This window comes from Lichenicoccus sp., assembly GCF_965277665.1.
Lineage (GTDB): Bacteria > Pseudomonadota > Alphaproteobacteria > Acetobacterales > Acetobacteraceae > Lichenicoccus.
The window spans coordinates 2,688,458-2,714,994 of record NZ_OZ255835.1; the positions used below are offsets into that span (position 1 = coordinate 2,688,458).

Consider the following 26,537-nt stretch of genomic DNA (forward strand, 5'->3'; position numbering starts at 1 on the left):
ACAGCCGGTCAGCACCCAGAGTAGCTGTCCCAAGCGACGGCTGAACGTCTCAATCTCGCAGCACTGCTTCGCGCGACCGGCAGCAGCCGGCTGTCAACCTACTTTTGTGACGCATCCGCCGGCGGATAGGCCGGCAGCAGCGGCGGCGGTGCGGGCTTGATGGTCGGAGCGCGGTCCAGCTTGTCGGTCAGCAGCTTCACCGCGGTCTCGAGCTGGCGGTCGTGGCCGTCCATGAGCTCGCCCGGCGCGTCCTCGACGGTCACGTCCGGATCGACGCCGTGATTCTCGATCACCCACTGGCTGTCCAGGCCGTACAGCGCATCCTCCGGCACCGTGATGTAGCCGCCATCGAGCAGGTGCCACAGGCCGCGTATGCCGCGCACGCCGCCCCAGGTGCGCATGCCGACCAGCGGGCCGAGGCCGTATTTGCGGAAATAGAACGGAAAGATATCCCCGTCCGACGCTGAATACTGGTTGATCAGGCAGATCTTCGGCCCGTCGATCAGTTGCTGCGGGATCGTCATCGGCGTGCGTTCGCGGTTGGTCGACATGCCGACCAGCACACGACGCAGCCGCTCCAGCAGGATCTGGTCGATATTGCCGCCGCCGTTGAACCGGTCATCCACGATCAGCGCCTGGCGGTCGAGCTGCGGATAGAACTGCCGCACGAACTGCTCCATCCCCTTCGCTTCCATGTCCGACAGGTAGATGTAGGCCACCCGGCCACCCGACGCCTGATCCACCAGCGCCCGGTTATGCGCGATCCAGGACTGCTCGCGCAGCGGCAGCTCGCTGGTCACCGGATCGACCGCCACGTCGCGATGCGGGCCCGTGCTGCTCGAGGCAACCGTCAGCGTCACCGGCGCCTCGACGCCGACGAACAGGCTGTACGGATCGACCGGCGCCTTCAACTCGCGGCCGTTCACCGCGAGCAGGAAGTCGCCGGCCTTGATGCCGACGCCGGGCGCGGTCAGCGGGCTGCGATACTCGGCGCGGGTGTTGTCGCCTGCATAGACATGCCCGAAGCGGTAGCGGCCGGACGCCGCATCGAGCGCGAAGTCCGCGCCCAGCAGCATGGTCGGCACCCAGTCGGTCGCATTCCCGTCATCGCCGCCACCGACATAGGTGTGCGAATTGCCCAGTTCGCCCTGCACCTGGCCGATCAGGTAGTTCAGATCCTCGCGCGAGCCGACCAGCGGCAGCAGCTTCGCGTAGGCGTCATGCACTGCCTGCCAGTCGACGCCGTTGGTCTTCTCGCTGAAGAACAGGTCGCGCTCCAGCCGCCACGCATTCTCGAACATTTCCGACCATTCCTGGGTCGGCACGACCTGCGTCCGCATGCCCCCGAGATCGAGCTTGTTCTTGTCGCCGCCACCGGGTTTGGTTTCCGCAATGGTGTAGTCGCTGCCGGCTTTGACCAGCACGTGCGCGCCATCGGCGGCCAGCGCATAGCCGTCGAGCCCGACGATGATGGTGGCGTCCTGGCGCTTGTCCATGTCGTAGGCGTGCAGCGCCGGCTTCTCGCCGGGCAGCGTGCCCTCGATCATCTGCGGCGGCGTGGTCTGGTAGAATACCCGCTCGCCGCGCGCATCAAGGGCGGCGATATCCGCGGGCGGCACCGGCAGCGGCACCGCGCGCGCCATCAGCCCGTCGAGATCGACATGGATCGGCTTGCCGGCACCCGGCTGCCAACTTCCATCCGACTCTTTCTTGTCGTGCTGCCAGGCGCCTTCGTCGGAGCGTGGCGCGAAGGGTGACGCCGCATCGCGGGTGAGCGTCGCCGCGTAGATACCGCTCTGCTTGATGGTGGCGACGTTGAACTCGGTCTCCGACAGCGTCGGGTTCTCGTGCCGCGCGGAGACGAAGAACAGGTACTTGCCATTCGGCGAGAATACCGGATCGGAATCGTTCTCCAGCTCGCTGCTGACCTTGGTGGCAACGCCGGCGGCGACGTCATACAGGTACAGGCCATGCTGCACCTGGTTGCGGCTGATGCTGTAGGCGAGCCACTTGCCGTCCGGCGACCAGGCCTGGTCGTGGATCTCGGCAATCGGATCGCGTGCCACCTGGCGCGGCGCGGACCCGTCGAGGCCCGCGATCCACAGCCGGTGCTCGCCGTCCGGGAACGCCAGCGACTTGCCGTCCGGCGACCAGAGCGGCGCGTAGAAGAACCCGCTGGCGAAATGCGTCAGCAGCCGCTCCGGACCACCGGCCGAGGGACGCACCGCGATCTGCTGGTTGCCGCTGCCGTCCGTAGTGTAGGCGACGAGGCGGCCGTCCGGCGACCAGGCCGGATGGTCCTCGTCGGCATTGCTGGTCCGGGTCAGGTTGCGGGTCGCGCCATGCTCGGCCGGCACCGTGAACAGGTCGCCGCGTGCGGAGAACAGCGCGCGCTTGCCGTTCGGCGACAGCGCGTAGTCGACCTGCTGCGCGGTATCGATGTCGCGGATCGCATCCGCCGCATGCACCCACCGCGGTCCGGTGCGGGTGCCGTCGTCCGGTACACTCACGGCCACCTCGTGGAGGGTCTCGGACGGCAGGTCGATCACATACAGGCGGCCGCCCTGCTGGAAGCTGATGCCGCCGGTGGATGTATTGGCGTCGCCCAGCGTCGGGCTGTCGATGTCGTAGTCGGTGAAGTGCGTGACCTGCGTGGTCTGGTGACTGTCCAGGTCGTAGCGCCAGATGTTGGCCCGGCGATGGCTGTCGCGATCCGACAGGAAATAGATCCGGCGCCCGAACCACATCGGCGAGGTGTTGGTGCCGTGCCAGTCAGTGATCGGGGTCAGCACCCGGCTGTCGAAGTCGTAGGTATAGACCTGCTGCGCGAGGCCGCCGTCATAACGCTTCCAGGTGCGGAAATCGCGGAAGATGCGGGTGTAGGCGATGCTGTGCCCGTCGGGGCCGAAGCTCATATAGCCGGCCCGATCGAGCGGCATCGGGGTCGCGAGGCCGCCCGCGACCGGCACCGTGAAGGCGCGCGGGAACCAGTTGTGCCAGGCCATCCGGCGCGACAGGAACACGATGCTCTTGGAGTCCGGGGTCCAGGCGACGACCAGGTTGTCGGGCCCCCAGCGCGTCGGCGCATGCGGGACGATGTCGGAATGGTAGGTCAGCCGGCGCGCGGTGCCTCCGCCGGCCGGGATGACATAGACGTCCTGGTTGCCCTGGTAGCTGGCGGTGAAGGCGATCCATCTTCCGTCGGGGGAGTAGTGCGGCGAGAGGTCCTGGCCCGGATCGGCGGTGAGCCGGCGGGCGACGCCGCCGGTGCGATCCACCACCCAGAGATTGCCGTAGGCGACGAACACGACCGAGTTGCCGTGCAGGTTGGCGAACCGCTTCAGCACCGGAGCCGGCTCGGCCTGGGCCTGGGCCTGGGCCTGGGCGCACGTTGCCAACGCCGGCGCCAAAAGGGCAGCCAGGGAAAGCGCCAGTCCGGTCGTTTGTCGCATCCAGTCACTCCTTGCGGGTGCCCCATGCGACCCAGCATGCGAAACCGACATAGCAGCTTAGACCTGAGCCGCCCAGGGCAGCCGTGCGCCAGCCTCGGCACGCCGCATTTTATGAAGCGACCCGGACAGATGTCGGAGGACGGATCGAAGGCCGTTTCGGCGTCGTATCCGCCTTCACAAGATCGTCGGGTCTCCGCAACAGGGGTCGATCAACGGACCGAGGCCCCTAGCTCACCCTGCGCATCTGCGTGACACCCGCGCTGATCGCCGGCACGGCGAGATAAGCCAGCCGCTTGAACTCCTTGCGGCCGCGCGCGGTGGAATCCAGGATCAGCCCGCACACCAGGCTGAGGAAGGACAGCATTACCAGGGCGCTCGCCAGCACCGCAGTCGGCAGGCGCGGGACCAGCCCGGTCTGCAGGAACTGGAGGATGACCGACGTCCCCAGCAGCAGGCCGAGGATCAGCATGATGGCGCCGATGATCGAGAAGAACTGCAGCGGCCGCTCCTCCTTCACCAGGGTGACGATCGTGTGCAGGATGCGGATGCCGTCGGTATAGGTGCGCAGCTTCGACGCGGAACCGGCCGGGCGATCGCGATAGGCGGTGCTCAGCTCGTCCACCGGCATCCCGAGTTCGAGCGCGTGGACGGTGAACTCGGTCTCGGTCTCGAAGCCGGAGGCAAGCGCCGGGAAGGTCTTCACGAAACGTCGCGAGAACACCCGGTAACCCGACAGCATATCGCTGACCCTGTTGCCGAAAATCTGCCGCACCATGCCGGTGAGGATGACATTGCCCAGCCGATGACCGGGCCGGTAGGCGGCCTTGATGTCGGTCACGCGGGCGCCGGTAACCATGTCGAGCTGGTCGTCGGCCAGCATGTGCAGCATGCGGACCGCATCGGCGGAGTCGTATGTGTCGTCGCCATCGACCAGCACATAGGCATCCGCGTCGATGTCGGCGAACATCCGGCGCACGACATTGCCTTTGCCTTGCATCATCTCTCGCCGCACTACGGCGCCCGCCACACGGGCCGCAGCTTGGGTGCCATCGCTCGAGTTGTTGTCGTACACGTAGATCGTCGCCTCGGGCAGACTGGCCCGGAAATCCCTGACCACCTTCGAGATCGTTACCTCTTCGTTGTAACAAGGGATCAGAACCGCGACCCGAATCATGTCGTCCAATCCATTAGGGTGATCCTGCCATAACCGAGGCGTACGGAGCTGGAGACCATGACCGCCGCCTATATATATATTGTACTCGGGATGGCGTATCCATGAAAAGTTTATCAGAATTCGATTTGCGCGCTGGCTCGCTTGGCAAGATTGCCGACCAGGCCTGGTGTGTGATTTTCTCCTGCAAAGGTGAGGCATGGATGGTGGCCGCGTTCCGCACAGGCGAGCGGCAAGGCACGCGTCCGCCGCCACCGGCTTCCGACCGTCCTGGGGCATCGCGAGACGCAATCCATTTGGTCGGATGCCGCTGTCGTGTATTAGGGTCGCGTCCTGCGCGGACACGGGTCCCCGTGTCCGAATAGTTGCGAATCACTAACAAGCTTTCCATCGTTCGGATGAAGTCATGCGTTCCTCGGCACAGCTGCGTTCCATCGACAGTCAGGCTTACGTGCGAGCCGGAACCGGTCGTGCCTTCTCCGCCGGGGCAATAATACTCTGCATCGCGGCGGTCTCGGCGAGTCTCGCGATGCCGGCCGGCTTCGCCGGGTGGGACGACCTGCATTACGTCCAGGCGGCGCAGCGATGGCTGACCGAAGGCGTCAACGTCCCCGCCAACCACTGGGGTACCCGGCTGCCCTACGTCGTGACCCTGGCCGCCAGCCTGCGAGTCTTCGGGCTGTCCGACCTGGCGCTGACAGTCCCCAACACGATCCTGTTCGGCATCATGCTGCTGCTGCTCTGGCGCATCGGCGCGAGCCTGTCGGGAGCGCGGACCGCTTTCTGCACCAGCCTGGTCGCCGCCGCCACGCCGCTCTTCTTCCGGATGCCGACCAACTACTACCCGGAGGTCATGGAGATCGTGTTCGCCGCCGGCGCCACCGTCCTGACCCTGTCGGCGCTCGCGGCAGGCCGGGAACGTCCAGGGCCGGTCATGGCCGCCGCCGCCACGCGGCCGCCGGGCAGCAGCCGCGCCATCCGCTTGCTCGCGGCCGGGCTGTGCGGCGGGGTCGGCATCTTGGTGCGGCAGACCGCCTTGTCGGTGCCGATCGCGCTGAGCGTGCTGATCCTGCTCACCGATCGTGCCGCTGCCGGCCGGGTCAGTTGGCAGCGCTCCGGCGCCGGCGTGCTGCTGCTGGCAGTAGGCTACGCGATCCCGGTGGCGCTCGAATGCCTGTTCTACCTGGTGATGACCGGCCATCCCCTGGAGCGGCTGGTCATCGACAGCCGCCACGTACTGATCCCGAGTTCACACATGCGGGGGGGCACCTTCACCAGCGGCTCGCCCCTGTTCAACTGGACGCTGGCGGCGCGATGGGACGTGCCTTCGCTGATCAGGGTGCACTGGACGATCAACCCGCTGCTGCGCGTGTTCACATCACCCGGCCTGTTGCTGACCCCCTGGCTATGCGTCGCCGGCGGCGTGCTGGCGATCCGCCTGCGCGGCTTTGCCCGGACCTACGCGATCTTCGCGGCCGTGGGCTTCCTGGCGCAGTACGTGCTCAATACCTTCGTCCTCGTGATCGCGCCGGACACCCGCTACTTCAGTGTCGGCATCGCGCTGGCGACACCGCTGGCCGGATTGCTGCTCGCGGCCCTGCCCGGCTTGCGTCTGATCGCCGCGGCCGTCTTGCTGCTGGTGGCACCCTGCCTGCTCGTGATCTCCCTGGAACCGACGCCCGCGCACCTGATGCCGGGGCTGGAGCGTTTCCTGACCTCCGGCCGGCCGGTCCACGCCGCGCCGGTCCATGTCAGCCAGGAGGTGATGGACGCGGCCACCATCCTGTTCGCCGACCATCCCGGCCTGGCGCGGCAGGCCGAACGTTTCTCCGCCCCCGACCAGATCCCGGTCGGCGACCTTGCCGTGGTCGACCCCTATGGCTGGGGCGGGACCGATCTGGCGCAACAATGCACCGGGCAGCGGTTGCAATGGCAGCCGGTCGACACCGCGTCGCGGCCGAGCATCTATTGGAGGCTGCTGCAAGCGGCCGGGCTCTCCCGTCACGTCCCACCCGGCCTGGCGCACCCGCTCGAACGCGAGAAGGATCGACTGACCCTGGTCCGGCGCAACTGTTGAGCCTAGAGCATGATCCGATCGATCATGCTCCGCTTGTCGTCTGAAAGAGCAGCTTTATCCGACACTTGGCATCGCGAAGCGATTCCAATTGATCGGATGCTGCTCTAGCGGCCGCGTCGGACCAGCCCTGCGACTGAACCCCGCTCGCCATCGCAAGAGCGCCACCATCCGCTTGCCTCCGGCGGCGCCTTGGGCCACTTGCACCGCATGACATCGCATCTCAGGCGCCTGGAGAACGAAAGCATCCTCATCCTGCGGGAGGTGGCGGCCGAGTTCCGCGCGCCGGTGATGCTGTATTCGATCGGCAAGGACAGCGCGGTGATGCTGCACCTGGCGATGAAGGCGTTCTATCCCGGCAAGCCGCCATTCCCCCTGCTGCATGTCGATACCACCTGGAAGTTCCGGGAGATGATCGCCTTCCGCAACGAGACCGCGGCGCGGCTTGGCCTGACGCTGATCACCCACACCAACGAGGAGGGCCGGGCGCAGGGCATCAACCCGTTCGACCATGGCTCCTCGTACTACACCCACATCATGAAGACCGAGGCGCTGAAGCAGGCGCTGAGCCGGCACGGCTTCGACGCGGCGTTCGGCGGCGCGCGCCGCGACGAGGAGAAGAGCCGCGCCAAGGAGCGCATTCTGAGCTTCCGGACGGCGGCGCATGGCTGGGACCCGAAGGACCAGCGGCCGGAACTGTGGAACCTGTACAACACCCGCATCGCGGCTGGAGAGTCGATCCGGGCGTTCCCGCTATCGAACTGGACCGAGCTCGATGTCTGGCAGTACATCCAGGCCGAGGGCATCCCGATCGTGCCGCTCTACCTTGCCGCCCCGCGGCCGGTGGTGAAGCGCGACAACATGCTGATCATGGTCGATGACGAGCGCATGCGCCTGCGTCCGGGCGAAACCCCCGAGACGCGCATGATCCGGTTCCGCACGCTCGGCTGCTATCCGCTGACCGGCGCGGTCGATTCCGAGGCCACCACGCTGGAGCAGGTCGTCCAGGAGATGGCGGTGTCGCGCACCTCCGAGCGCGAGGGCCGGGCCATCGACCATGACGAGGCCGGCTCCATGGAGAAGAAGAAGCGCGAGGGCTATTTCTGATGGACGCGGTACCCCAGTCTGCTGCGGAGGCGGGCTCCAGGCCGGCTCCCGGCAACAGCTCTCTGCTGCGGTTCCTGACCTGCGGCAGCGTCGATGACGGCAAGTCCACCCTGATCGGCCGGCTGCTGTACGACACCAAGCGCATCCTGCAGGACCAGATGGTGGCGCTGGAAAAGGACAGCCGCCGCTTCGGCACGACCGGAGCAGACCTCGATCTCGCCCTGCTGGTGGACGGCCTCGAAGCCGAGCGCGAGCAGGGCATCACCATCGACGTCGCATACCGCTATTTCGCCACCGACCGGCGCTCCTTCATCGTCGCCGACACGCCGGGCCACGAGCAGTACACGCGCAACATGGCGACCGGCGCCTCGACCGCCGACCTCGCCATCCTGCTGGTGGATGCGCGGCACGGCATCATGACGCAGACCCGCCGGCATGCCTTCATCGCCAACCTGCTCGGCGTGCGCCACCTGGTGCTGGCGGTCAACAAGATCGACCTCGTCGGCTACGACCAGGCCCGCTTCGCTGAGGTGGCGGCGTCGTTCGAGGAGATGGCGGGTGGCTTCGGCTTTGCCAGCGTGCGGGCGATCCCGATCTCGGCGCGCTACGGCGACAACGTCACCACCCGCAGCGAGCAGCTCGGCTGGTTCGAAGGTCCCACCCTGCTCGAGCATCTCGAGCAGGTCGAGATCGGCCCGGTACGCGCCGAGCCGGGGGACAGACAGCCGTTCCGGATGCCCGTGCAATGGGTCAATCGGCCGGACCTCGATTTCCGCGGTTATTCCGGAACGGTGGCGAGCGGCAGCATCCGGCCGGGCGATGCGGTCGTCGTCGCCGGGTCCGGGCGCGAGAGCCGGGTTGCCCGGATCGTCACCATGGACGGCGACCGCGAGCGTGCCGGCGCGGGCGACGCGGTGACGCTGACGCTCGCGGACGAACTCGACGTCTCGCGCGGCGACGTGTTCGCGCAGCCGGATGCCCGGCCAGAGGTATCCGACCAGTTCGCGGCCCGCATCGTCTGGATGGACGAGGCCCCGCTGCTGCCCGGCCGCTCCTATCTGCTCAAGCTCGGCTCCCGCACGGTCACCGCCTCGGTGAGCACGCTCAAGCACAAGGTCGACATCAACACCTACGAGCGGCTGGCGGCCACCGAGTTGCGGCTCAACGAGATCGGCACCTGCAACCTGTCGCTGGGGGCGCCGCTGGCCTTCGACCCGTACGCGCAGAGCCGCGCGATGGGCGCGTTCATCCTGATCGACCGGCTGAGCAACCGCACCGCCGGCGCGGGCATGATCGAGTTCGGGTTGCGCCGGGCGACCAACATCCATCGGCAGGCGACCTCGGTGACCAAGCAGGCGCGGGCGGCGCAGAACCGCCAGAAGCCGTGCGTGCTGTGGTTCACCGGCCTGTCCGGCTCCGGCAAGTCGAGCATCTCCGACCTGGTCGAGCGCGCCTTGCATGCCCAGGGCCACCGCACCTACCTGCTCGACGGCGACAACATCCGGCACGGCCTGAGCCGCGATCTCGGCTTCAGCCAGCCCAGCCGGGTCGAGAACATCCGCCGGGTCGGCGAGGTGACCAAGCTGTTCGTCGATGCCGGCCTGATCGTGCTGGCCTCGTTCATCTCGCCGTTCCGCGCCGAGCGCCGCATGGTACGCGACATGCTCGAACCCGGCGAGTTCATCGAGGTGTTCGTCGACACGCCGCTCGAGGTCTGCAAGGCGCGCGATCCGAAGGGCCTGTATCGCAAGGCGATGGCCGGCGAGATCACCAACTTCACCGGCGTCGACAGCCCGTACGAGGCTCCTGAGCAGCCCGAACTGTTGCTCGAAGGCGGCGCGGTCGCAGCAAGCTCGCTGGCCGAGCGCGTGCTCGACCTGCTGCGCGTGCGCGGGATCATTGGCCCCGCGTAAAGCCAAGGCAAGGGCTCTGCCCTTGACCCGCTGGGGCCTGAGGCCCCAAACCCCCATTCTTGAGTTAAAGGATTGCAAAGGCTAGCTTTTGCTGGGGTCCAGGGGCAACGCCCCTGGCCTTGAGCCTAAACGGCCGGCGGCGCGCTCACCCGCGTATCCAGCCGCTCGTCGTCGATGCCGAGCGGCTCGAGATGCGCGGTGACCTCGACCGTGCCGGACAGGATCGCGCTGACCGCCGCCTCGGTGATGTCGCCGATCTCGTGGCCGCGCTCGACGCTGAGGTCGCCGTCCACCTCCAGATGATACTCGACGAAGGTGCGGTCGCCGGCGAAGCGCGTGCGCAGGTCGTGCAGGCTGCGCGCCCCCTTGCAGGCCAGCACCGCCTGGCGGATGCGCTGCCGGTCCTGGCTCGGCAGTTCGCGGTCGAGCAGTTGCAGCAGCGCCTCGTTGGCGATGTTGCGCGCGCTCCACAGCATCGCCGCCGAGATCACCAGCGCGAAGGCGGGGTCGGCGCGCGACCAGCCGGTCAGCCAGGTGACGCCGAGGGCCACCAGCACGGCCGCGTTCACCGCGACATCGGTCAGGTAGTGCGCGCGATCGGCGGCAATCGCGGTCGAGCCGGTGCGCCGCACCACCCAGCTCTGCATCGCCACCAGGCCGGTGGCGGCCAGCAGGCTGACGGCGATCACCCACAGGCCGATGCCGACGTCGTGCAGGCGTTCGGGGAACACCAGACGCTGCAGCGACTGGATCGCCAGCACCAGCGCGGCGCCGCCCAGGAACGTCGCCTGGGTGAAGCCGGCCACCGCCTCACCCTTGCCGTGGCCGAAGCGATGGTCGCGGTCCGGCGGCCGCTCGGCGTAGCGCACGCCGAAGAACGTCACCAGGCTGGCGCTGGTATCGACCAGCGCGTCCACCGCCGAGGTCAGCAGCGACACCGATCCGGTGGCCAGCCACGCCAGCAGCTTGACCACCACCAGGATCACCGCGACGACCAGGCTGGCCTGGCTCGCGAACTTCCTCAGTGCTGCGCCGCTACGAACTTGCCTGGACATGACCCGATGCTGATCTGCTGGCACGCACGATCAGCGGCCAAGCCCGCGCGGTCAATCTTGACGGCTCATCCGGCCGTGTGCCCAGTGGTTTGCGCAGAGCCCGCGGCGGCGATGCCGGCCGCCGGAGCATGCAGCGGGCTCGCATGCAGCATCAGCAGGCCGAACACCACGGCCGCGATCCCCGCCCACTGGTGCGGCGCGACCTGCTCCTTGATCAGCAGCCGGGCCAGCAGCACGGTCACCACGCTGGCAAGCGAGGCCAGCACGGTCGGCACCGCCACGTCGCCGCCGGTCACCGCCAGGGTGAGGGCGACGAAGGCGCCGGAGGCGGCGAGGCCGGTGCCGAGCACCACGGGAAGCTGGGCCAGGCGCGGCGGCGACAGGTCGCGGCGCATGATCCGGCCCACGCTGCCGAGCAGCGCGCAGCCGAGCACGTAGTAGAGCCAGACCGGGATCAGGTGGCCGAGCCGCGGCACGGCATAGCGCGCCTGCACGCAGAAGCCGATGCCGTACAGCAGGGCGGCCAGGCTCGCGAGCCCGACGCCACGGCCGGCGGCCACCGGTCCGGGAGGCGACGAGGCCGGCCCCGATACCGAAGCGGGCGCCGGCACCGATGCGAACGCCGCCCCCAGGACCGCGATCGCAATCCCGCCGACGGCCACCAGGCCCAACGGCTCGCCGAGCAGCATCGACAGCAGCGCGGTGATGGCGCCGTAGGTCGCCACGATCGGCATCACCACGGAGAACCGGCCGATGGTGAGCGCACGGTAGAACACCGCGGTCGCCGCCAGGATCGTCATGTTCGAGGCGATCGCCACTGCCCATACCGGCCACGGCTGCGCAAAAGCGGCGCGCGCGGCGCCGTTGCCGGATGCGTCGAGCGCGATCCACAGGGTCAGCAGCGAAGCCGAGCAGAGCTCGCCCCAGAACAGGGTGCGCCAGACGCCGACGGCGCGGCTCGAGAACTTCGCCACGAAGTCGCTGACGCCATACAGGAGGGCCGTGAGCAGGCCGAATTCGGTTGCTGGATCCATAGCCAGGCAGGTGCCTATGCGTCGGCGCTAATGCAACACAAAGCTGTTGCGCGAATGCGACTTCAACCCTGACCTGTTGCTATCGCGGCCCCTGCAGGCTGCGGAAAAACCAAGCGCAAGGGCTCCGCGCTTGACCCGCTGGGGCCCCGTCTTGAAGCGGTGGGGCCCCAGACCCGCTCTATTAAAAAAAAGGATTTCAAAGGCTTGCCTTTGATGGGGTCCAGGGGCAAAGCCCTTGGCCTTCACTCGTTGCGCTAAGCATGACTCGTTTCCGAGTTTTCCAGCACCCTGCGAGCCAGTGTCAGCGCTCGGCCCGGAGGCTGCTGTCCGCACGGTGCTCGGCCAGCATGGTGGCGATCCGCGCGGTCATGACCTCGAGGGCGAACGGTTTCGAGATCGCCTCCACCCCGGCCGCCAGCCGCTGCGTGTCGAGGGCGCGCCCGGCATAGCCGGTGATCAGCAGCACCGGCAGGTTGGGCCGGGTGGCCCGGGCCACCTCTGCCAGTTGCTGCCCATCCACGCCCGGCAGGCCGACATCGGTGAGCAGCAGGTCGAGCCGCGTGTGCGACTGCAGCAGGCGCAGCGCGTCCGACCCGTCGGCCGCTTCGAGCACGATGCAGCCCAGGTTCTGCAGGCTGTCGGAGATGTGTGCCCGTATGTCGGTCTCGTCCTCGACCAGCAGGATGACGGCGCCGGCCAGCGTCGCGGCGCGCTCGGCATTGCGCGGATCGTCCGGCGACCAGACCGCAACCGCGGCCTCGACCGCCGGACCGGCATGACGCGGCAGGTAGAGCCTAAAGCAGGCGCCCGCGCCCGGCGCACTGTGCAGCCGCACCACGCCGCCTGACTGCCGTACGAAGCCGTACAGCTGCGACAGGCCCAGGCCGGTGCCCTGGCCGATCGGCTTGGTGGTGAAGAACGGCTCGAAGGCGCGCGCCATGACCGCAGGCGTCATGCCGGCCCCGTTGTCGGTGACGCTGATCTCGACGAAGTCGCCGGGGGCGGCCTCGTCATTCTCGAACAGGTCGTCCTGGTCCAGATGCGCATCCGCGGTGGCGAGCTCCAGCGTGCCGCCATCCGGCATCGCGTCGCGCGCGTTGATCGCGAGGTTCAGCAGCGCGCTTTCGAGCTGGTTGGAGTCCGTGAGCGTGTGCCAGGCGCTGCCGCTCAGGCGGAGCCGCACGTCGATCGCCGGACCGACCGTGCGCCGGATCAGCTCGGCCATGCCATGCACCAGCGTGTCCGGCTTGATCTCGCGCGCGTTGAGCGCCTGCCGGCGGGAGAACGCCAGCAGCCGGTGCGTCAGCGACGCCGCGCGCTCGAGCGCACGCCGGGTGGTGACGGCATAGAGCCGCGCCTCTTCCAGCCGCCCCTGCGACGTGCGCAGCTCCATCAGGTCCAGGCCGCCGGACATGGTCTGCAGCATGTTGTTGAAGTCGTGCGCGATGCCGCCGGTGAGCTGCCCGACCGCCTCCATCTTCTGCGCCTGGTGCAGCCGCTCCTCGTTCTCGCGCAGGGCGGCACTTGCGGCCCGCATCTGGGCCGGCGACGGCAGTGCCAGCGCCTGCGGCAGCAACCGCCAGAGCACCAGCGCGGTGAGCAGGGACACCAGCGCCGTCGTCACCTTGACCAGGGCCTCGATGCCGTAGGCGGGGATCCACAAGGTCAGCACATCGAGAAAATGCGACGTGCCGCAGAGCAGGATGAAGGCCGCGAACAGGCCGAACAGCGGCCGGAACACCAGATCATGCCGGCGTCGCACGAACATCAGCAGCGCCAGCGGGATGGTGAAGTAGGCGACGCCGATGCCGCAATCCGCAAGCGCGGTGGTCCAGATCAACCCCGGCTGCCAGAGCAGGCAGAAGCCATGCGGGGTCAGCCCCGCCGGGTCGAACAGCCACCCCGCCAGCGCCTGCACCATGCCCTGTTATAGAACCTTGGATCACAAAATTGTTATCATAATCATCCAGGATGACGAATTCGTCCCGGATCAGGACCGGCGCTCGATCTCCACGCCGACGGCGGCGATCTCCGCGAAGACGTCGAGCTTCTCCACCCTGACCCGCACCACCCGGATGCGTGGATCGGCCAGCACGCCGGCGGCGATGCGCTCCGCCAGGGTCTCGACCAGGCGCACATGGCCATCGGCGACGATCCGCCGCACCAGCGTCACCACGCGCTCGTAGGAGACGGTGCGCGACAGGTCGTCGCGGCCGACCGCGAGGCCAGGCCCGTCCTCGACGCCGAAATCGACATTGAGGCGGACGCGCTGGGTCACGCCGTGCTCGTGCGGGTGCACGCCGATCGCGGCGTCGACCAGCATGTCGCGCAGGAAGACGTGGCGCAGCGGCGGGTGGTCCGGCCAGGGCGGCAGCAGCGACACCTCTATTCGCTCGGGCCGTCTTGGCCGGCGGGTGCGGCGTGCCATTGCAGATGCTGGCCGCCATCGAGCGCCAGCATCTGGCCGGTGACCGACGGCAGGCAGAGCAAGGCAAGGGCCGCGCGCGCGACCTCGTCCGGATCGGTGCCGCGCCCGAGCGGCACGCTGGCGCACTGCGCCCGGAACTGCGCCTCGCTCTGGCGGGGGCTGGGCAGCGCCGGACCGGGCCCGATGCCGTTCACCCGGATCCGCTGCGGCGCCAGGGCCAGCGCCATCGAACGGGTCAGCGCCCACAGCGCCGCCTTCGACGCGGTGTAGGAGACGAAATGCGGGGTCAGCGACCAGACGCGCTCGTCCAGCATGTTGAGCACCATGCCCTCGCTTCCCTCCGGGAGGGCGCGGGCGAAGTCCTGCATCAGGCGGAACGGCGCCCGCAGGTTGGGGCCGAGATGGGCATCCCAGCTCGCGCGCGTCGCGTCATGCCATTCGTCGCGCTCGAAGGTGCTGGCGTTGTTGACCAGGATGCCGAGCGGCCCGAGTGCCGCCGCCGCCGCCGGGCAGAGCGCGGCCACCTCGTCCTCGCGCGCGAGATCGGCGACCAGCACGCAGGCCGCCACCCCGAAGCCGCGGATTTCGGCGGCGGTCCGTTCGGCGGCGTGCCGCCCCGATCGGCAATGCAGCGCCACCGACACCCCGGCCTCCGCGAGCGCCAGCGCGATCGCACGCCCGAGCCGCGCCCCGCCCCCGGTGACCAGAGCGGCATGCGGGATGGCGTCCGGGATCCGCATCATTCGAGGCTCTGCATCGTCATGAGGCGCGGCGCGCCATCAGGGCGGCCGCCAGGGTGCCGTCATCCAGCACATCGAGCGCGCCGCCCATCGGCACCCCCTGCCCGACCCGGCTGATGGTGGCGCCGGATGCCGCCAGGCGTTCGCTGAGCCAGTGCTGGGTGGTGGCGCCCTCGACGGTGGCGCCGAGGGCCAGGATGACCTCGCGCACGTCGCCGCCGGCAAGGCGGGACAGCAACGGCGCCAGGTTGAGGTCCTCCGGGCCGACGCCGCCGAGCGGTGACAGGGTGCCCCCGAGCACGTGGTACAGCCCGCGATGCACCCCGGCGCGCTCCAGCGCCCAGAGGTCGCCGACGCCTTCGACCACGCAGACCAGACCCTGGTCGCGGCCCGGATCGCTGCAGATCGTGCACGGATCGCGACTGTCGAGGTTGCCGCACAGGGCGCAGGTCCGCACCGTACGCGCCGCCTGCTGCATCGCACTGGCCAGCGGCAGCAGGCGCGCCTGCGGCTGGCGCAGCAACCCCAAGGCCGCCCGACGCGCCGAGCGCGGGCCCAGGCCGGGCAGCTTGCCGAGCAGCTCGATCAGGCGTTCGATCTCCGGGCCGCCCATGCGCCGCTCGCGTCAGCCGGCTTCCGGCCGCCTCAGAACGGCAGCTTCATGCCGGGCGGCAGGTTCAGGCCGCCGGTGACCTTCGACATCTCGTCGGCGGTGCGCTCCTCGAGATGGCGCTTCGCCTCGGCGTGCGCCGCCACGATCAGATCCTGCAGCATCTCCATCTCGGCGGGGTCGGCGAGCTTCGGATCCAGCGCAATGCGGCGCAGGTCGCCCTTCCCGGACAGGGTGACGGTGACCAGCCCGGCACCGGCGCTGCCCTCGACCTCGAGCGTCTCCAGCTTGCCCTGCATCTCCTCCATCTTGGCCTGCATCTGGGACGCCTGCTTCATCAGCCCGGCAAGGTTCTTCATCGGTCGTTCTCCGGTAAGTCGTCTGGCTCGAAGGTGAACTCGCCTGGTCCCGGAGGTTCCGCGCCGAGCGGGGTGAAATCGCCCTGCACGGCCTGGCGCTCGTCGGCGACCGTCTCGGGGAGCAGGCCGTACTCGTCCAGCCGGGTATCGCGCAAGGCGCCGATGCGGGCACCCGGGAAGGCCAGCAGGATCGCCTGCACCAGCGGATGCGCCTCGGCGGCGGTGCGGCTCTTCGCCTCGACCTCGCCGGACTGCTCGGCGAGGGTCGGCTCGCCCGGCTGCCGGGAGATCGCGATCGTCCAGCGGGTGCCGGTGGCCTCGAGCAGGATCGCGCCCAGGCGCTGCGTCAGGTCGCGCGGCGCTTCCGGCTCGCAGCGCAGCTCGATCACCGGCGGGGCGAACCGCACCGGATGCACGCAATGCCGCAGATGCCCGTGCAGGGTCGGCTCGCGGCGGCTCGCGACATGGGCCACCACCTCGCGCCAGCTCCGCAGCGACGGCGCCGGATCGAAGGACGCCGCCTGCGCCACCTGGAGCGCCGTCTGGAGCGCTGCCTGGGCGGACGGCGCACCCGGGCCGCCGGACAGGCGCCGAACGCCTTCGGCCGGCTCGGCCGGGAACGCCGCGCTCTCAGGATCGGGGGCCGAGCGCCCGGGATCGGGGGCGGCGGCCGCCGATGGTGCAGCACTCCCCGCCTGGGTCAGCCGACGCACCAGCTCGCCCGGCGTCGGCAGGTCGTGCACATGACACAGCCGGATCAGGATCATGTCCGCCGCGTCCTGGCGGTTCGGCGCCTGCTCGATCTCGGCGATGCCCTTGAGCAGCATCTGCCAGGCGCGGCCGAGCACCGCCATGCCGAGCCGCTCGGCCAGCGCGCCGCATCGCACGCGTTCGGCTTCCGGCAGCTCGCTTCCCTCGCGCAACGCCGGCACCGCCTTCAGCCGCGACACCGTATGCAGCAGCTCCAGCAGGTCGGACAGCACCAGCCCGGGATCGGCGCCGCGCTGGTGCGCGGTCTCGCTCAAGGCGAGTGCCAGGTCGGCGCGACCCCGCATCACCGCCTCGAACAGGTCGAAGACCAGGCCGCGATCCGCCAGTCCGAGCATGTCGGCGACCATGGCGGCGTCGATCTCGGCGGCTGTTTCGCCCCCCGGGCCGGAGGGTGCTGCTCCGCTTAGGGAGATCGCCTGGTCGAGCAGCGAGAGCCCGTCGCGCACCGAACCGTCGGCGGCGCGCGCGATGATCGCGAGCGCGTCAGCGCTGAGGCGAGCCCGCTCGCGCGCGGCGATGGCGGCGAAATGCGCCGCTAGTTCCCTCTGCGACACCCGCCGCAGGTCGAACCGCTGGCAGCGCGACAGCACCGTCACCGGCACCTTCCGCAGTTCGGTAGTGGCGAAGATGAAGGTCACCTGCGCCGGCGGTTCCTCGAGCGTCTTGAGCAGCGCGTTGAACGCGTTGCGCGAGAGCATGTGGACCTCGTCGATGATGAACACCTTCATCCGCGCCTGGATCGGGCGGTAGCGGGTGACCTCGATGATCTCGCGTATGTCGTCGACGCCGGTATGCGAGGCGGCGTCCATCTCCAGCACGTCCGGATGCCGGTCGGCGAGGATGGCGACGCAGTTGGCGCACACGCCGCACGGGTCGGCGGTGGGTCCGCCGCGCCCGTCCGGCCCGATGCAGTTCAAGGCGCGAGCGATGATGCGCGCGGTGGTGGTCTTGCCGGTGCCGCGCACGCCGGTCAGCATGAAGCCATGCGCGACCCGGTTGAGTTCGAACGCCCGGCGCAGGATTCGTACCATCGCATCCTGGCCGATCAGTTCGCCGAAGCGCACCGGCCGGTAGGCGCGCGCAAGCACCCGGTACGGAGCGGGGGCTGCGGAGGGAGCGGCGTCGCCGAACAGGCCGCCGCCGGACGGATCGGGATCAGGCAGGCTATCGGGATTGCTCAGGTCGGGATCTGATATCACGAGCGACCTGATCCGGATCCTGTGCGTCTGTCAGAAAGGTGGGAGGCCGAACAACGACCCGAACGGATACTCGCTGCGGCTGCTTCCTTCCGGACCTGACCGGGTTGGCAAGGCGCCCGTCCGCCGCCGACCTCCCGTAATCACCTTAACATCGGAAGGGGGTTCGGTCACAAGAGGGCCCCGACTTGATATACCCCCGACTGGATGAGCGAGGGCCGCGATGCACGCCAACTTCTACACCGGCAACCCGCTGGACCGGCTCGCGCTGCGACGCGACGACGAGGCCTTTATGCTGGAACTGCTGCACGATCCGGCCAGCCGGTTCCTGCCGGTCTGGCGCGACCGGCACCTGATCGCGCAAGGCGAGACGCAGGAGTTGCGTGTCGGCATGCCGACACGCCAGGCGCTCGGCCATCCGGTCGAGGCGCTGGCCGCTCTGCCCTGGGTGCTGCTCGGCCTGCAGGCGGGCGACCGCGCGGTGTTCGCCGTCGATCTGGGCGCCCTGGAGGAGCCGGCTGCGCTGGTGCCGCCGGAATTCGGGCGCTTCGAACCGCTGCGCCCGCTGGCGCCGTCCCTCCCCGCAGACGAGGCGGCCATCCTGGCGCAGGCCCGTGGCCTGCTGCACTGGCGCCGCAACCACCTGTTCTGCGGCCATTGCGGCCAGGCGACCGTGCCGCAGCAGGGCGGCACCCGCCTCGGCTGCCCGGAGTGCGGGCTGCAGCATTTCCCGCGCACCGATCCGGTGGTGATCATGCTGGTGCACCACGAAGGCCGCGCCCTGCTCGCCCGGGGTACACGGTTTCCGGGACGGCGGCTGTTCTCGGCGCTGGCCGGCTTCATCGAGCCCGGCGAGAGCGCCGAGGAGGCGGTGGCGCGCGAGGTGTTCGAGGAAACCGGCATACGGCTGCGGCGGATCGCGTATCATTCGAGCCAGCCCTGGCCCTATCCGAACTCGCTGATGCTCGGCTTCCTGGCTGAAGCCGAGGGCCGCGCGCTCACCCTGGACGACAACGAGATCGTCGAGGCGCACTGGCTGACACCCGACGAGGTGCGACATCCCGAACGGCTCGATATCGAACTGCCAGGCGCCACCGCCATCGCCCACAGCCTGATTTCCGCGTGGCTGGGCTAGACCCCGGCCCGGTGGTGGCCCCGATCGCGGGCGGCGCGGAGTGGCGGCGCGGCCGGTTCGTCATGCGCGTGGTGGCGCTCCGCGACGACGTGCTGCGGGTGCGGATCGGACGCAGCCGGGCGCTGCCGGAGGATGCGTCCTGGGCGGTGCTGCCGGAAGCGCGCCGGCAGCATGTCGACGTGCAGCACGAGCCCGGCGGCTTTGCCACCGAAGCGGTGCGGGTGCGGATCGACGCCTATACCGGGACCCTCGCGGTCGCCGACGCGGCCGGCCGCGTCATCCTCGAAGACGCCGCCGACGCGCCGTTCTCCGAGAACGGCCATGCCTTCACCCTGACCAAGACGTTGCCGGCGGAGACCTCCATCTTCGGGCTCGGCGAGAAGGCGGGAGGGCTCGACCGGCGTGGCCGCAGCTTCGTGATGTGGAACACCGACGCCTACCGCTACCAGGAGAGCAGCGAGCCGCTCTACAAGGACATCCCGTTCTTCATCGGCTTCGAGCCCAATGCCTCCAGACGGGGTCGCGCCTACGGGCTGTTCCTCGACAACACCTTCCGCAGCCGCTTCGAGTTCGGCGTGCGGCACCCGGGCCAGCTCTCGTTCGGGGCCGACGGCGGCGCGATCGACTACTACATCATGGCAGGCCCCACGCCCGCGGACGTGCAGCGCGCCTATGCCTGGCTGACCGGGCCGCCGCCGCTGCCGCCGCTGTGGTCGTTCGGCTATCAGCAATGCCGCTTCAGCTACATGTCGCAGCCAGAAGCGCTGCTGGTGGCGCACCGGCTGCGGGCCGCGCGGATGCCCTGCGACGTGATCTGGTTCGATATCGACGTGCTGGAAGGCCACCGCCCGTTCGTCATCAACAAGCAGGCCTATCCGGACTTTCCCGGCATGGTCGAGGAACTCGGCCAGCTCGGCTACCGCGCCATCATCATCACCGACCTGCACATCCCCCGGCTTGAGGGTGTGGGCTACGCGCCCTGGGAGACCGGCGCGGCCCACAACCACTTCGTGCACGACGCGAACGGCCGCGTCTATATCGGCAAGGTCTGGCCCGGCGACTGCGCCTTTCCCGATTTCACCCGCAAGGCGACGCGCGAGTGGTGGGGCACGCTGCTGGGCCGCGAAGTGCTCGTCGATCATGTCGCCGGCATCTGGAACGACATGAACGAGCCGTCGGTCTTCGGCACGCCGACGCGCACCATGCCGCTCGATGCGGTGCACCGCATCGAGGAGCCGGGCTTCGCGACACGCACGGCGAGCCATCGCGAGATCCACAACGTGTTCGGCATGCAGAACGCACGCGCGACGTATGACGGGATGCTGGCGTTGCGGCCGGACCGCCGCCCGTACGTGATGTCGCGTGCCACCTATGCCGGCGGCCAGCGCACCAGCGTGGTGTGGACCGGCGACAATTCCGGCACCTGGAACCATCTGCGCATGAGCACGCCGATGCTGCTCGGGCTCGGCCTTGGCGGGTTCGCCTTCGCGGGCTGCGATCTCGGCGGCTTCGCGGGCTCGGCGCCGCCCGAGCTGCTGACGCGCTGGTTCCAGCTCGGCATGTTCAACCCGATCGCGCGCGGCCACGCGGACAAGGGCAGCCGGCATCGCGAGCCGTATGTCGATGGCGAGCCGCACAGCAGCATCCGCCGCGCGGCCATCGAGGAACGCTACCGGCTGCTGCCGTACATCTACACGCTTGCCGAGGAGGCCTCGCGCACCGGATTGCCGATGATGCGCCCGCTGTTCATGGAGTTCCCCGACGCCGCCGGCGGCTACGCGCTCGACCTCGAAGGCGGCAACCAGTTCATGTGGGGCAGCGCCCTGCTGGTGGCGCCGGCGCCTTTTCCTGAGGAGGTCGACCGCTACCAGGTGATCCTGCCGCCAGGCGGCTGGTACGACTACTGGACCGGCGCGCGGATCATCGATCCGGCCCTGGCTACGCTGACCGGCGGCAGCGGCACCACGGCGCAGGCCGGAGACGATCCGGAGCAGATGCCGCACCGCGTGGATCGGGTGCCGCAACTCGACCGGTTGCCGGTGTTCGTGCGCGCCGGCCACATCATCGCGCGCCAGCCGCTCGTGCAGAGCACGTCCGAGACGCCGCAGGGGCCGCTGGAACTGCTGATCTATCCAGGCCCGGACTGCCACGGCTCGATCTACCTCGATGACGGACTGAGCTTCGCGTTCCGCGACGGCGCGTATCTGCGCGTCCACCATCGCTGCCACCGGGAGCCGGATGGAGCCACGATCGTGAGCCTCGGGCGGCATGAAGGCACGTTCGGGCCATGGTGGACTCGTCTCGAGCTCGCGATACACGATGCCGCTGCACCCACCGGGCCGGTCAGGCTCGATGGCGCCGTGGTGACCGATATGCGCTACGACGCCCAGGCGCGGGTGCTGCGGCTCGGGATTCCCGATCAGCCGTCCGGCGGCCGGCTGGTGGTCCGATCCTGACGCTCACTACCCGAGCGGCAGGTTCAACCGCCGCACACGGTCGGTCAGAACCCTTGAGCTGCATGCATCAGGCACCGGCGGAGTCGCGGAACGGCGAGCGCGGATAGGTGCCGAGGATGCGCAGCTCGTCGGAAAAGAACGCGAGCTCGTCGAGCGCGTGGCGCAGCCCGGTCTCGTCGGGATGCCCGTCCACGTCGGCCAGGAACTGGGTCGCGGTAAAGCTGCCGTCGAGCATGTAGCTCTCCAGCCGGGTCATGTTGACGCCGTTGGTGGCGAACCCGCCCATCGCCTTGTAGAGCGCCGCCGGCACGTTGCGGACCCGAAAGAGGATGGTCGTCATCGTGCCGGGAACGTCGGGCTGCATCGGGCGCGCCTCGCGGGCGGCAATGTAGAACCGCGTGGTGTTGTGCGCGGCGTCCTCGACATTGCGTCGCAGGATCGTCATGCCGTGCAGTTCGGCGGCGAGCGAGGACGCGATCGCGGCATCCTCCCTGCGGCCCCACTGCGCGATCAGCGCCACCGAGCCGGCGGTGTCGGTCTCGATCACCGGGGTAGCGCCGAGGTCGCGTATCAGCCCGCGCACCTGGCCCATGGCGACCGGATGCGTGTGCAGCCGCCTGACATCGCCGATGGTCGCACCCGGCACCCCGATCAGGCAGTGCTCGACGCGCTGGAACTGCTCGCCGACGATGTGCAGGCCGGCCTCGGGCAGCAGGGTGTGGATGTCCGGCACGCGTCCGGCGAGGCTGTTCTCGCAGGCCAGCATGGCAAGTTCGGCGCCGCCATCATGCACGATCTCGATGGCAGCTGCGAAGGACGCGCAAGCGACCGTCTCCCAGCCGGGATAGGCGTTGCGGCAGGCGAGGTCGGAATAGGCGCCGCGCTCGCCCTGGAACGCGATCCGTTGCGGCGTGCTCATGATGCGTCTTGTGCGCCAAGCACGCGCCGGGCGCGGGCGAGATCGCCCGGCGTATCGACCCCGAACGGCGGTGCGGCGACCTGCGCGCAGCCGATCCGCATTCCGGCTTCGAGGGCACGCAGCTGCTCCAGCGACTCGCGCCGTTCCAGCGGGCTTTCGGGCAGCGACACGAAGCGCTGCAGCGCCTCGCGGCGATAGGCATATACCCCGACATGGTGCCAGAGCGGCCCGTCGCCCCACGGGATCGCGACGCGTGAGAAATACAGGGCCCGGGCATGCGTCGCGCCGTGGGCGAACGCGCACGCCGCCTTGACCACGGAACTCGCCCGCGCCTCCGCATCGCCGGTGATCGGCGTCACCAGGGTGGCGATGTCATAGGCAGCGCCGGCTTCCAGCTCGGCCCGCAGCGGATCCAGCACCGCACCGAGATCGCCTGGCGGCAGGCCGGGCAGGTCGCCCTGCAGGTTGACCACGACATCGTGCAGGCCCTCCGGGTCGAGCGCTTCGGCCGCTGCATGCACCCGGTCCGAGCCGGAGGGCAATGCGGGGTCGGTCATCACCGCGGTGCCTCCCGCGCCGCGCACCACGGCGGCGACATCGTCGTCGCAGACTGCGACCGCGACCGGGCCGATGCCGGCGCGAACCGCGCGCTCCAGCACATGCAGGATCATCGGCCGGCCACCGATCAGGGCAAGCGGCTTGCCCGGCAGGCGGGTGGAGGCCATGCGCGCCGGAATGAGGACGAGAGGGTTCATCGGGTGATCTGGCAGTCCGGATCGGGCAGGCGGAGGAGCCCCTGGCGCTGGTTGCCGCCCCCCGAGGCTTCACATAGGGTTCACGTCACCTTAGGAACGACCCGGACACAGCGCAATGCGAAGCGCTGGGCAATGCCGGGCGGCTGGGGCGAGCGGCAGGGGACCGAACGCGCGGCATGGACAGCACCGAGCTCAACAAGATCATGGCGGCCTTCCTCACCGCGGGGATCGTCTTCGGGCTGGGCGGCGTGCTGGGTGGCAAGCTGATCCATTCGGAACGTCCCGAGCATCCCGCCTTCGCCATCCTCAGCGCACTGCCCGAAGGCGTGTCCGCCGGACCGCGCGAGGTGCCGATCGCCGCCCTGCTGGCGCATGCCGATCCCGCACGCGGCCAGTCGGACGCGGCCAAGCTGTGCGGCGCCTGCCACAGCTTCAACAAGGGCGGCGCCGCCCTGGTCGGCCCGAACCTGTACAACGTGGTGATGGCGCCCGTGGCCGAGGGCGCGGGCTACGATTTCTCGTCCGGGCTGAAGGCGAAGCACGGCAAGTGGAGCTTCGACGACATGAGCGCCTGGCTCCGCGACCCGAAAGGCTACGCGCCGGGCACGAAAATGGCCTTCGCCGGCATCAACAACGACCGCCAGCGCGCCGACGTGATCGACTACCTGCGCACCCTGTCCGACAGCCCGCAGCCGCTGCCGCCGGTGCCCAAGGAGGCGCCTGGCGCCAGCGCTCCGGCCGCAGCAGGGGCACCGGCCGCCCCCGCCGGTCCGTCATTCGCCGAGGCGGTCGGCCATTCCGATGCCAAGCTCGGCGAGGCGGCCGCGCAACGCTATTGCGGGGCCTGCCACAGCTTCGACCAGGGCGGTGCCAGCATGGTCGGGCCGAACCTGTACAATGTCGTGGACAAGGCGATCGCGGTGCAGCCCGGCTACAGCTTCTCGGCGGCGCTGACTGCCAAGCACGCGGCCTGGACCTACGAGAACCTCGATGCCTGGCTGACCGACCCGCGCGGCTTCGCGCCCGGCACCAAGATGGGCTTTGCCGGCATCCCGAGCGAGAAGCAGCGCGCCACCGTGGTCGCCTACCTCCGCAGCCTGTCGCCGAACCCGCATCCGATCCCCGGCAGCGGCGCCGGTGGTGCCGACAAGCCGGGCCAGGGTGCTGCCAGGCAGTCGCCCGGCGGCACGCCTCCGAAGTAGGGTCGTGACCGACACGGATCGCTGGCTGCAGGCGGCCGAGGCGGCGGCCGACCTTGCCGGTTCCGTCATCCGGCCGTTCTTCCGGGCGTCGCTCGCGGCCTTCGACAAGGCCGATGCCAGCCCGGTCACCGTGGCTGATCGCAATGCCGAGCAGGCGATGCGTGCCGTGCTGTCCGAGCGGCTGCCCGATCACGGCATTTTGGGCGAGGAGTTCGGGGGCGAGGAGTTCGGCCTCGACCGGCCGGCGGCGCGGCATCGCTGGGTGCTCGACCCGATCGACGGCACCCGCGCCTTCATCACCGGACGACCCAGCTTCGGCATCCTGGTCGCCCTGCTGGAGGACGGCGTGCCGGTGCTCGGCGTGCTCGACCAGCCGGTGACCGGCGAGCGCTGGATCGGCGCCCGTGGGCAGCCGACCCGGTTCGTGCCCGGCCTTGTCGGCGCGGGAAGCGTCGGCGGCCGCGCCTGCCCCTGCCTGGACGCGGCGGAGTTGTCCTGCACCTCGCCGGAGATGCTGCAGGGCACCGACCTCGCGCGCTGGACGGCGCTGCGGGCCCGGGTGAAGCGGGCCAGCTGGGGCGGCGACTGCTATGCCTACGGCCTGCTGGCGCTGGGCCAGATCGACATCATCGCCGAATGCACGATGCAGCCCTGGGACTGGGCGGCGCTGGTGCCGGTCGTCGAAGGCGCCGGCGGCCGCATCACCGACTGGCAGGGCAACGCGCTGCGGCCGGACGGCGATGGCAGCGTGCTCGCGGTCGGCGACCCGGCGCTGCTCGGCCCTGCAGTGGATGCACTCGCCGCGCGGCCCTGATCGCTTTAAGTGACGGCGCGGCCCGTCAGCGGCCGCCACCAGCGCAGGACCGATCATGACCAGCCAGCTCTCGCTCTCCAAGGACCGGATCAAGATCCTGCTGCTCGAGGGCGTACACGAGAGTGCCATCGATCTGCTGCGGGCCAGCGGCTACAGCGCGATCACCGCGCTGCCCACGGCACTCGAAGGCCAGGCGCTGCTCGACGCGGTCGAGGGCGCCCACGTGATCGGCATACGCAGCCGCACCCAGCTCACCGAGGCGGTGTTCGCGCAGGCCGAGAAGCTGATCGCTGTGGGATGCTTCTGCATCGGCACCAACCAGGTGGCACTGAGTGCCGCGCGCGCCCGCGGCATTCCGGTGTTCAACGCGCCGTTCAGCAACACGCGCTCGGTCGCCGAGCTGGTGATGGGCGAGATCGTCATGCTGATGCGCCGCATCTTCCCGAAATCGGTCGCGGCGCATGCCGGCAGCTGGGACAAGTCCGCCGCCGACAGCTGGGAGGTGCGCGGCAAGGTGCTGGGCATCGTGGGCTACGGCAGCATCGGCAGCCAGCTCTCGGTGCTGGCGGAAGCCTTCGGCATGCGGGTGATCTATTTCGACGTGATCGACAAGCTCGGCCACGGCAATGCCAGCGCCAGCCCGACGCTGGACGCGCTGCTTTCAGGGAGCGACGTAGTCAGCATCCATACCCCGGAGACGCCGGAAACGCGCGGCCTGTTCGGCGAGCGTGAAATCCGGCGCATGAAGCCGGGCAGCTTCCTGCTCAACAACGCGCGCGGCCATGTGGTCGATCTCGAGGCGCTGGCATCGGCGCTGCACGACCGGCATCTGCTGGGTGCTGCCATCGACGTGTTTCCGAGCGAGCCGCGGAGCAACAACGAGCGCTTCGAGACGCCGCTGCAGGGTGCGGACAACGTCATCCTGACGCCGCATATCGGTGGCTCGACGGCGGAGGCGCAGGACCGCATCGGCGTCGAGGTGGCGCGCAAGCTGATCGGCTACAGCGATGTGGGTGCCACGCTGGGGGCGGTGAATTTTCCCGAGGTGCAGCTGCCGTCGCGGCCGCGCGGTACCCGGTTCATGCACGTGCATCGCAACGTTCCTGGCATCCTCGGCAAGATCAACGACATCTTTTCGCGCGCGGGCGTGAACATCGCCGCCCAGTATCTCGAGACCGATGCCGAGATCGGCTACGTGGTGGTGGAAGCCGACACCGATCGCGCCGATGCGGTGCAGCTGCTCGACCGGTTGCGGGCGCTGGACGGCACCGTGCGGGCGCGGCTGCTGTATCAGCGGCGGTGACGAGCGCGGCGTCAACCGCTCCTTAAGCTCGCGGGAGCACACT

The 26,537-nt window shown here is 69.3% G+C and carries 20 protein-coding genes and 1 other RNA gene; 8 read left to right on the forward strand and 13 right to left on the reverse strand.

Annotation, left to right across the window (positions count from 1 at the left end; all coding sequences use genetic code 11):
- Nucleotides 1-98 precede the first annotated feature (98 nt).
- Both ACQY4O_RS12490 and ACQY4O_RS12495 read right to left on the reverse strand, forming a co-directional pair.
- Nucleotides 99-3,452: a S41 family peptidase gene (locus tag ACQY4O_RS12490; RefSeq protein ID WP_428376689.1), complete on the reverse strand. Its 3,354-nt coding sequence runs from the start codon at nucleotides 3,450-3,452 to the stop codon at nucleotides 99-101.
- A gap of 226 nt (nucleotides 3,453-3,678) precedes the next feature.
- The gene (locus tag ACQY4O_RS12495; RefSeq protein WP_428378187.1) at nucleotides 3,679-4,626 is read right to left on the reverse strand and encodes a glycosyltransferase family 2 protein; all 948 of its coding nucleotides are present in this window, start codon (nucleotides 4,624-4,626) and stop codon (nucleotides 3,679-3,681) included.
- Nucleotides 4,627-5,029: 403 nt separating this feature from the next.
- Between ACQY4O_RS12495 and ACQY4O_RS12500 the strand changes: the two genes are divergently transcribed.
- The 3 genes from ACQY4O_RS12500 to cysN all read left to right on the forward strand — a co-directional run bounded on the left by ACQY4O_RS12500 (nucleotide 5,030) and on the right by cysN (nucleotide 9,717).
- Nucleotides 5,030-6,700, forward strand: coding sequence for an ArnT family glycosyltransferase (locus ACQY4O_RS12500; protein WP_428376690.1), 1,671 nt, complete (start codon nucleotides 5,030-5,032; stop codon nucleotides 6,698-6,700).
- 207 nt (nucleotides 6,701-6,907) lie between these two features.
- Entirely contained in the window at nucleotides 6,908-7,804 is an 897-nt protein-coding gene (gene cysD, locus ACQY4O_RS12505) for a sulfate adenylyltransferase subunit CysD (protein ID WP_428376691.1), read from the forward strand.
- Nucleotides 7,804-9,717 (forward strand): sulfate adenylyltransferase subunit CysN, encoded by a 1,914-nt coding sequence (cysN, locus tag ACQY4O_RS12510; protein WP_428376692.1) that lies wholly within the window; start codon nucleotides 7,804-7,806, stop codon nucleotides 9,715-9,717. Before cysD ends, cysN begins: the two co-directional genes overlap by 1 nt.
- Before the next feature lie 125 nt (nucleotides 9,718-9,842).
- Here cysN and ACQY4O_RS12515 read toward each other — a convergent pair whose 3' ends face one another.
- The 9 genes from ACQY4O_RS12515 to ffs all read right to left on the reverse strand — a co-directional run bounded on the left by ACQY4O_RS12515 (nucleotide 9,843) and on the right by ffs (nucleotide 18,049).
- Nucleotides 9,843-10,772 carry a cation diffusion facilitator family transporter gene (locus ACQY4O_RS12515; RefSeq protein ID WP_428376693.1) on the reverse strand — a complete coding sequence of 310 codons (930 nt, stop codon included), beginning with the start codon at nucleotides 10,770-10,772 and terminating at the stop codon, nucleotides 9,843-9,845.
- Nucleotides 10,773-10,837: 65 nt separating this feature from the next.
- Nucleotides 10,838-11,806 (reverse strand): EamA family transporter, encoded by a 969-nt coding sequence (locus tag ACQY4O_RS12520; protein WP_428376694.1) that lies wholly within the window; start codon nucleotides 11,804-11,806, stop codon nucleotides 10,838-10,840.
- Nucleotides 11,807-12,107: 301 nt separating this feature from the next.
- Complete coding sequence (locus ACQY4O_RS12525) at nucleotides 12,108-13,727, reverse strand: response regulator (RefSeq protein ID WP_428376695.1); 1,620 nt, start codon at nucleotides 13,725-13,727, stop codon at nucleotides 12,108-12,110.
- A gap of 69 nt (nucleotides 13,728-13,796) precedes the next feature.
- Nucleotides 13,797-14,234 carry a dihydroneopterin aldolase gene (gene folB / locus ACQY4O_RS12530; RefSeq protein ID WP_428376696.1) on the reverse strand — a complete coding sequence of 146 codons (438 nt, stop codon included), beginning with the start codon at nucleotides 14,232-14,234 and terminating at the stop codon, nucleotides 13,797-13,799.
- Nucleotides 14,192-14,977: an SDR family oxidoreductase gene (locus ACQY4O_RS12535; protein ID WP_428376697.1), complete on the reverse strand. Its 786-nt coding sequence runs from the start codon at nucleotides 14,975-14,977 to the stop codon at nucleotides 14,192-14,194. The genes folB and ACQY4O_RS12535 overlap by 43 nt, the downstream gene beginning before the upstream one ends.
- Nucleotides 14,978-14,993: 16 nt before the next feature.
- The gene (gene recR / locus ACQY4O_RS12540) at nucleotides 14,994-15,587 is read right to left on the reverse strand and encodes a recombination mediator RecR (RefSeq protein ID WP_428376698.1); all 594 of its coding nucleotides are present in this window, start codon (nucleotides 15,585-15,587) and stop codon (nucleotides 14,994-14,996) included.
- Between the two features lie 32 nt (nucleotides 15,588-15,619).
- A complete protein-coding gene (locus tag ACQY4O_RS12545) occupies nucleotides 15,620-15,943 on the reverse strand; it encodes a YbaB/EbfC family nucleoid-associated protein (protein WP_428376699.1) in 324 nt (107 codons plus the stop codon).
- Entirely contained in the window at nucleotides 15,940-17,913 is a 1,974-nt protein-coding gene (locus ACQY4O_RS12550) for a DNA polymerase III subunit gamma/tau (protein WP_428376700.1), read from the reverse strand. Before ACQY4O_RS12550 ends, ACQY4O_RS12545 begins: the two co-directional genes overlap by 4 nt.
- Before the next feature lie 37 nt (nucleotides 17,914-17,950).
- An RNA gene (ffs, locus tag ACQY4O_RS12555) (signal recognition particle sRNA small type) lies at nucleotides 17,951-18,049 on the reverse strand.
- 84 nt (nucleotides 18,050-18,133) lie between these two features.
- Between ffs and nudC the strand changes: the two genes are divergently transcribed.
- Nucleotides 18,134-19,045 carry an NAD(+) diphosphatase gene (gene nudC, locus ACQY4O_RS12560; RefSeq protein WP_428376701.1) on the forward strand — a complete coding sequence of 304 codons (912 nt, stop codon included), beginning with the start codon at nucleotides 18,134-18,136 and terminating at the stop codon, nucleotides 19,043-19,045.
- Nucleotides 19,033-21,501, forward strand: a complete 2,469-nt coding sequence (locus tag ACQY4O_RS12565; protein WP_428376702.1) for a TIM-barrel domain-containing protein — start codon at nucleotides 19,033-19,035, stop codon at nucleotides 21,499-21,501. The genes nudC and ACQY4O_RS12565 overlap by 13 nt, the downstream gene beginning before the upstream one ends.
- A gap of 67 nt (nucleotides 21,502-21,568) precedes the next feature.
- Here ACQY4O_RS12565 and ACQY4O_RS12570 read toward each other — a convergent pair whose 3' ends face one another.
- Both ACQY4O_RS12570 and ACQY4O_RS12575 read right to left on the reverse strand, forming a co-directional pair.
- Nucleotides 21,569-22,420, reverse strand: coding sequence for a prephenate dehydratase (locus ACQY4O_RS12570; RefSeq protein ID WP_428376703.1), 852 nt, complete (start codon nucleotides 22,418-22,420; stop codon nucleotides 21,569-21,571).
- Nucleotides 22,417-23,175, reverse strand: coding sequence for a 3-deoxy-manno-octulosonate cytidylyltransferase (locus ACQY4O_RS12575; RefSeq protein ID WP_428376704.1), 759 nt, complete (start codon nucleotides 23,173-23,175; stop codon nucleotides 22,417-22,419). The genes ACQY4O_RS12570 and ACQY4O_RS12575 overlap by 4 nt, the downstream gene beginning before the upstream one ends.
- A 176-nt stretch (nucleotides 23,176-23,351) precedes the next feature.
- On the opposite strand from ACQY4O_RS12575, the gene ACQY4O_RS12580 reads away from it, so the two are divergent.
- The 3 genes from ACQY4O_RS12580 to serA are packed head-to-tail and all read left to right on the forward strand — an operon-like array spanning nucleotide 23,352 to nucleotide 26,494.
- Complete coding sequence (locus ACQY4O_RS12580) at nucleotides 23,352-24,377, forward strand: c-type cytochrome (protein WP_428376705.1); 1,026 nt, start codon at nucleotides 23,352-23,354, stop codon at nucleotides 24,375-24,377.
- Nucleotides 24,378-24,381: 4 nt separating this feature from the next.
- Nucleotides 24,382-25,191: an inositol monophosphatase family protein gene (locus ACQY4O_RS12585; protein WP_428376706.1), complete on the forward strand. Its 810-nt coding sequence runs from the start codon at nucleotides 24,382-24,384 to the stop codon at nucleotides 25,189-25,191.
- Nucleotides 25,192-25,246: 55 nt separating this feature from the next.
- Nucleotides 25,247-26,494, forward strand: a complete 1,248-nt coding sequence (gene serA / locus ACQY4O_RS12590; protein ID WP_428376707.1) for a phosphoglycerate dehydrogenase — start codon at nucleotides 25,247-25,249, stop codon at nucleotides 26,492-26,494.
- Nucleotides 26,495-26,537 lie beyond the last annotated feature (43 nt).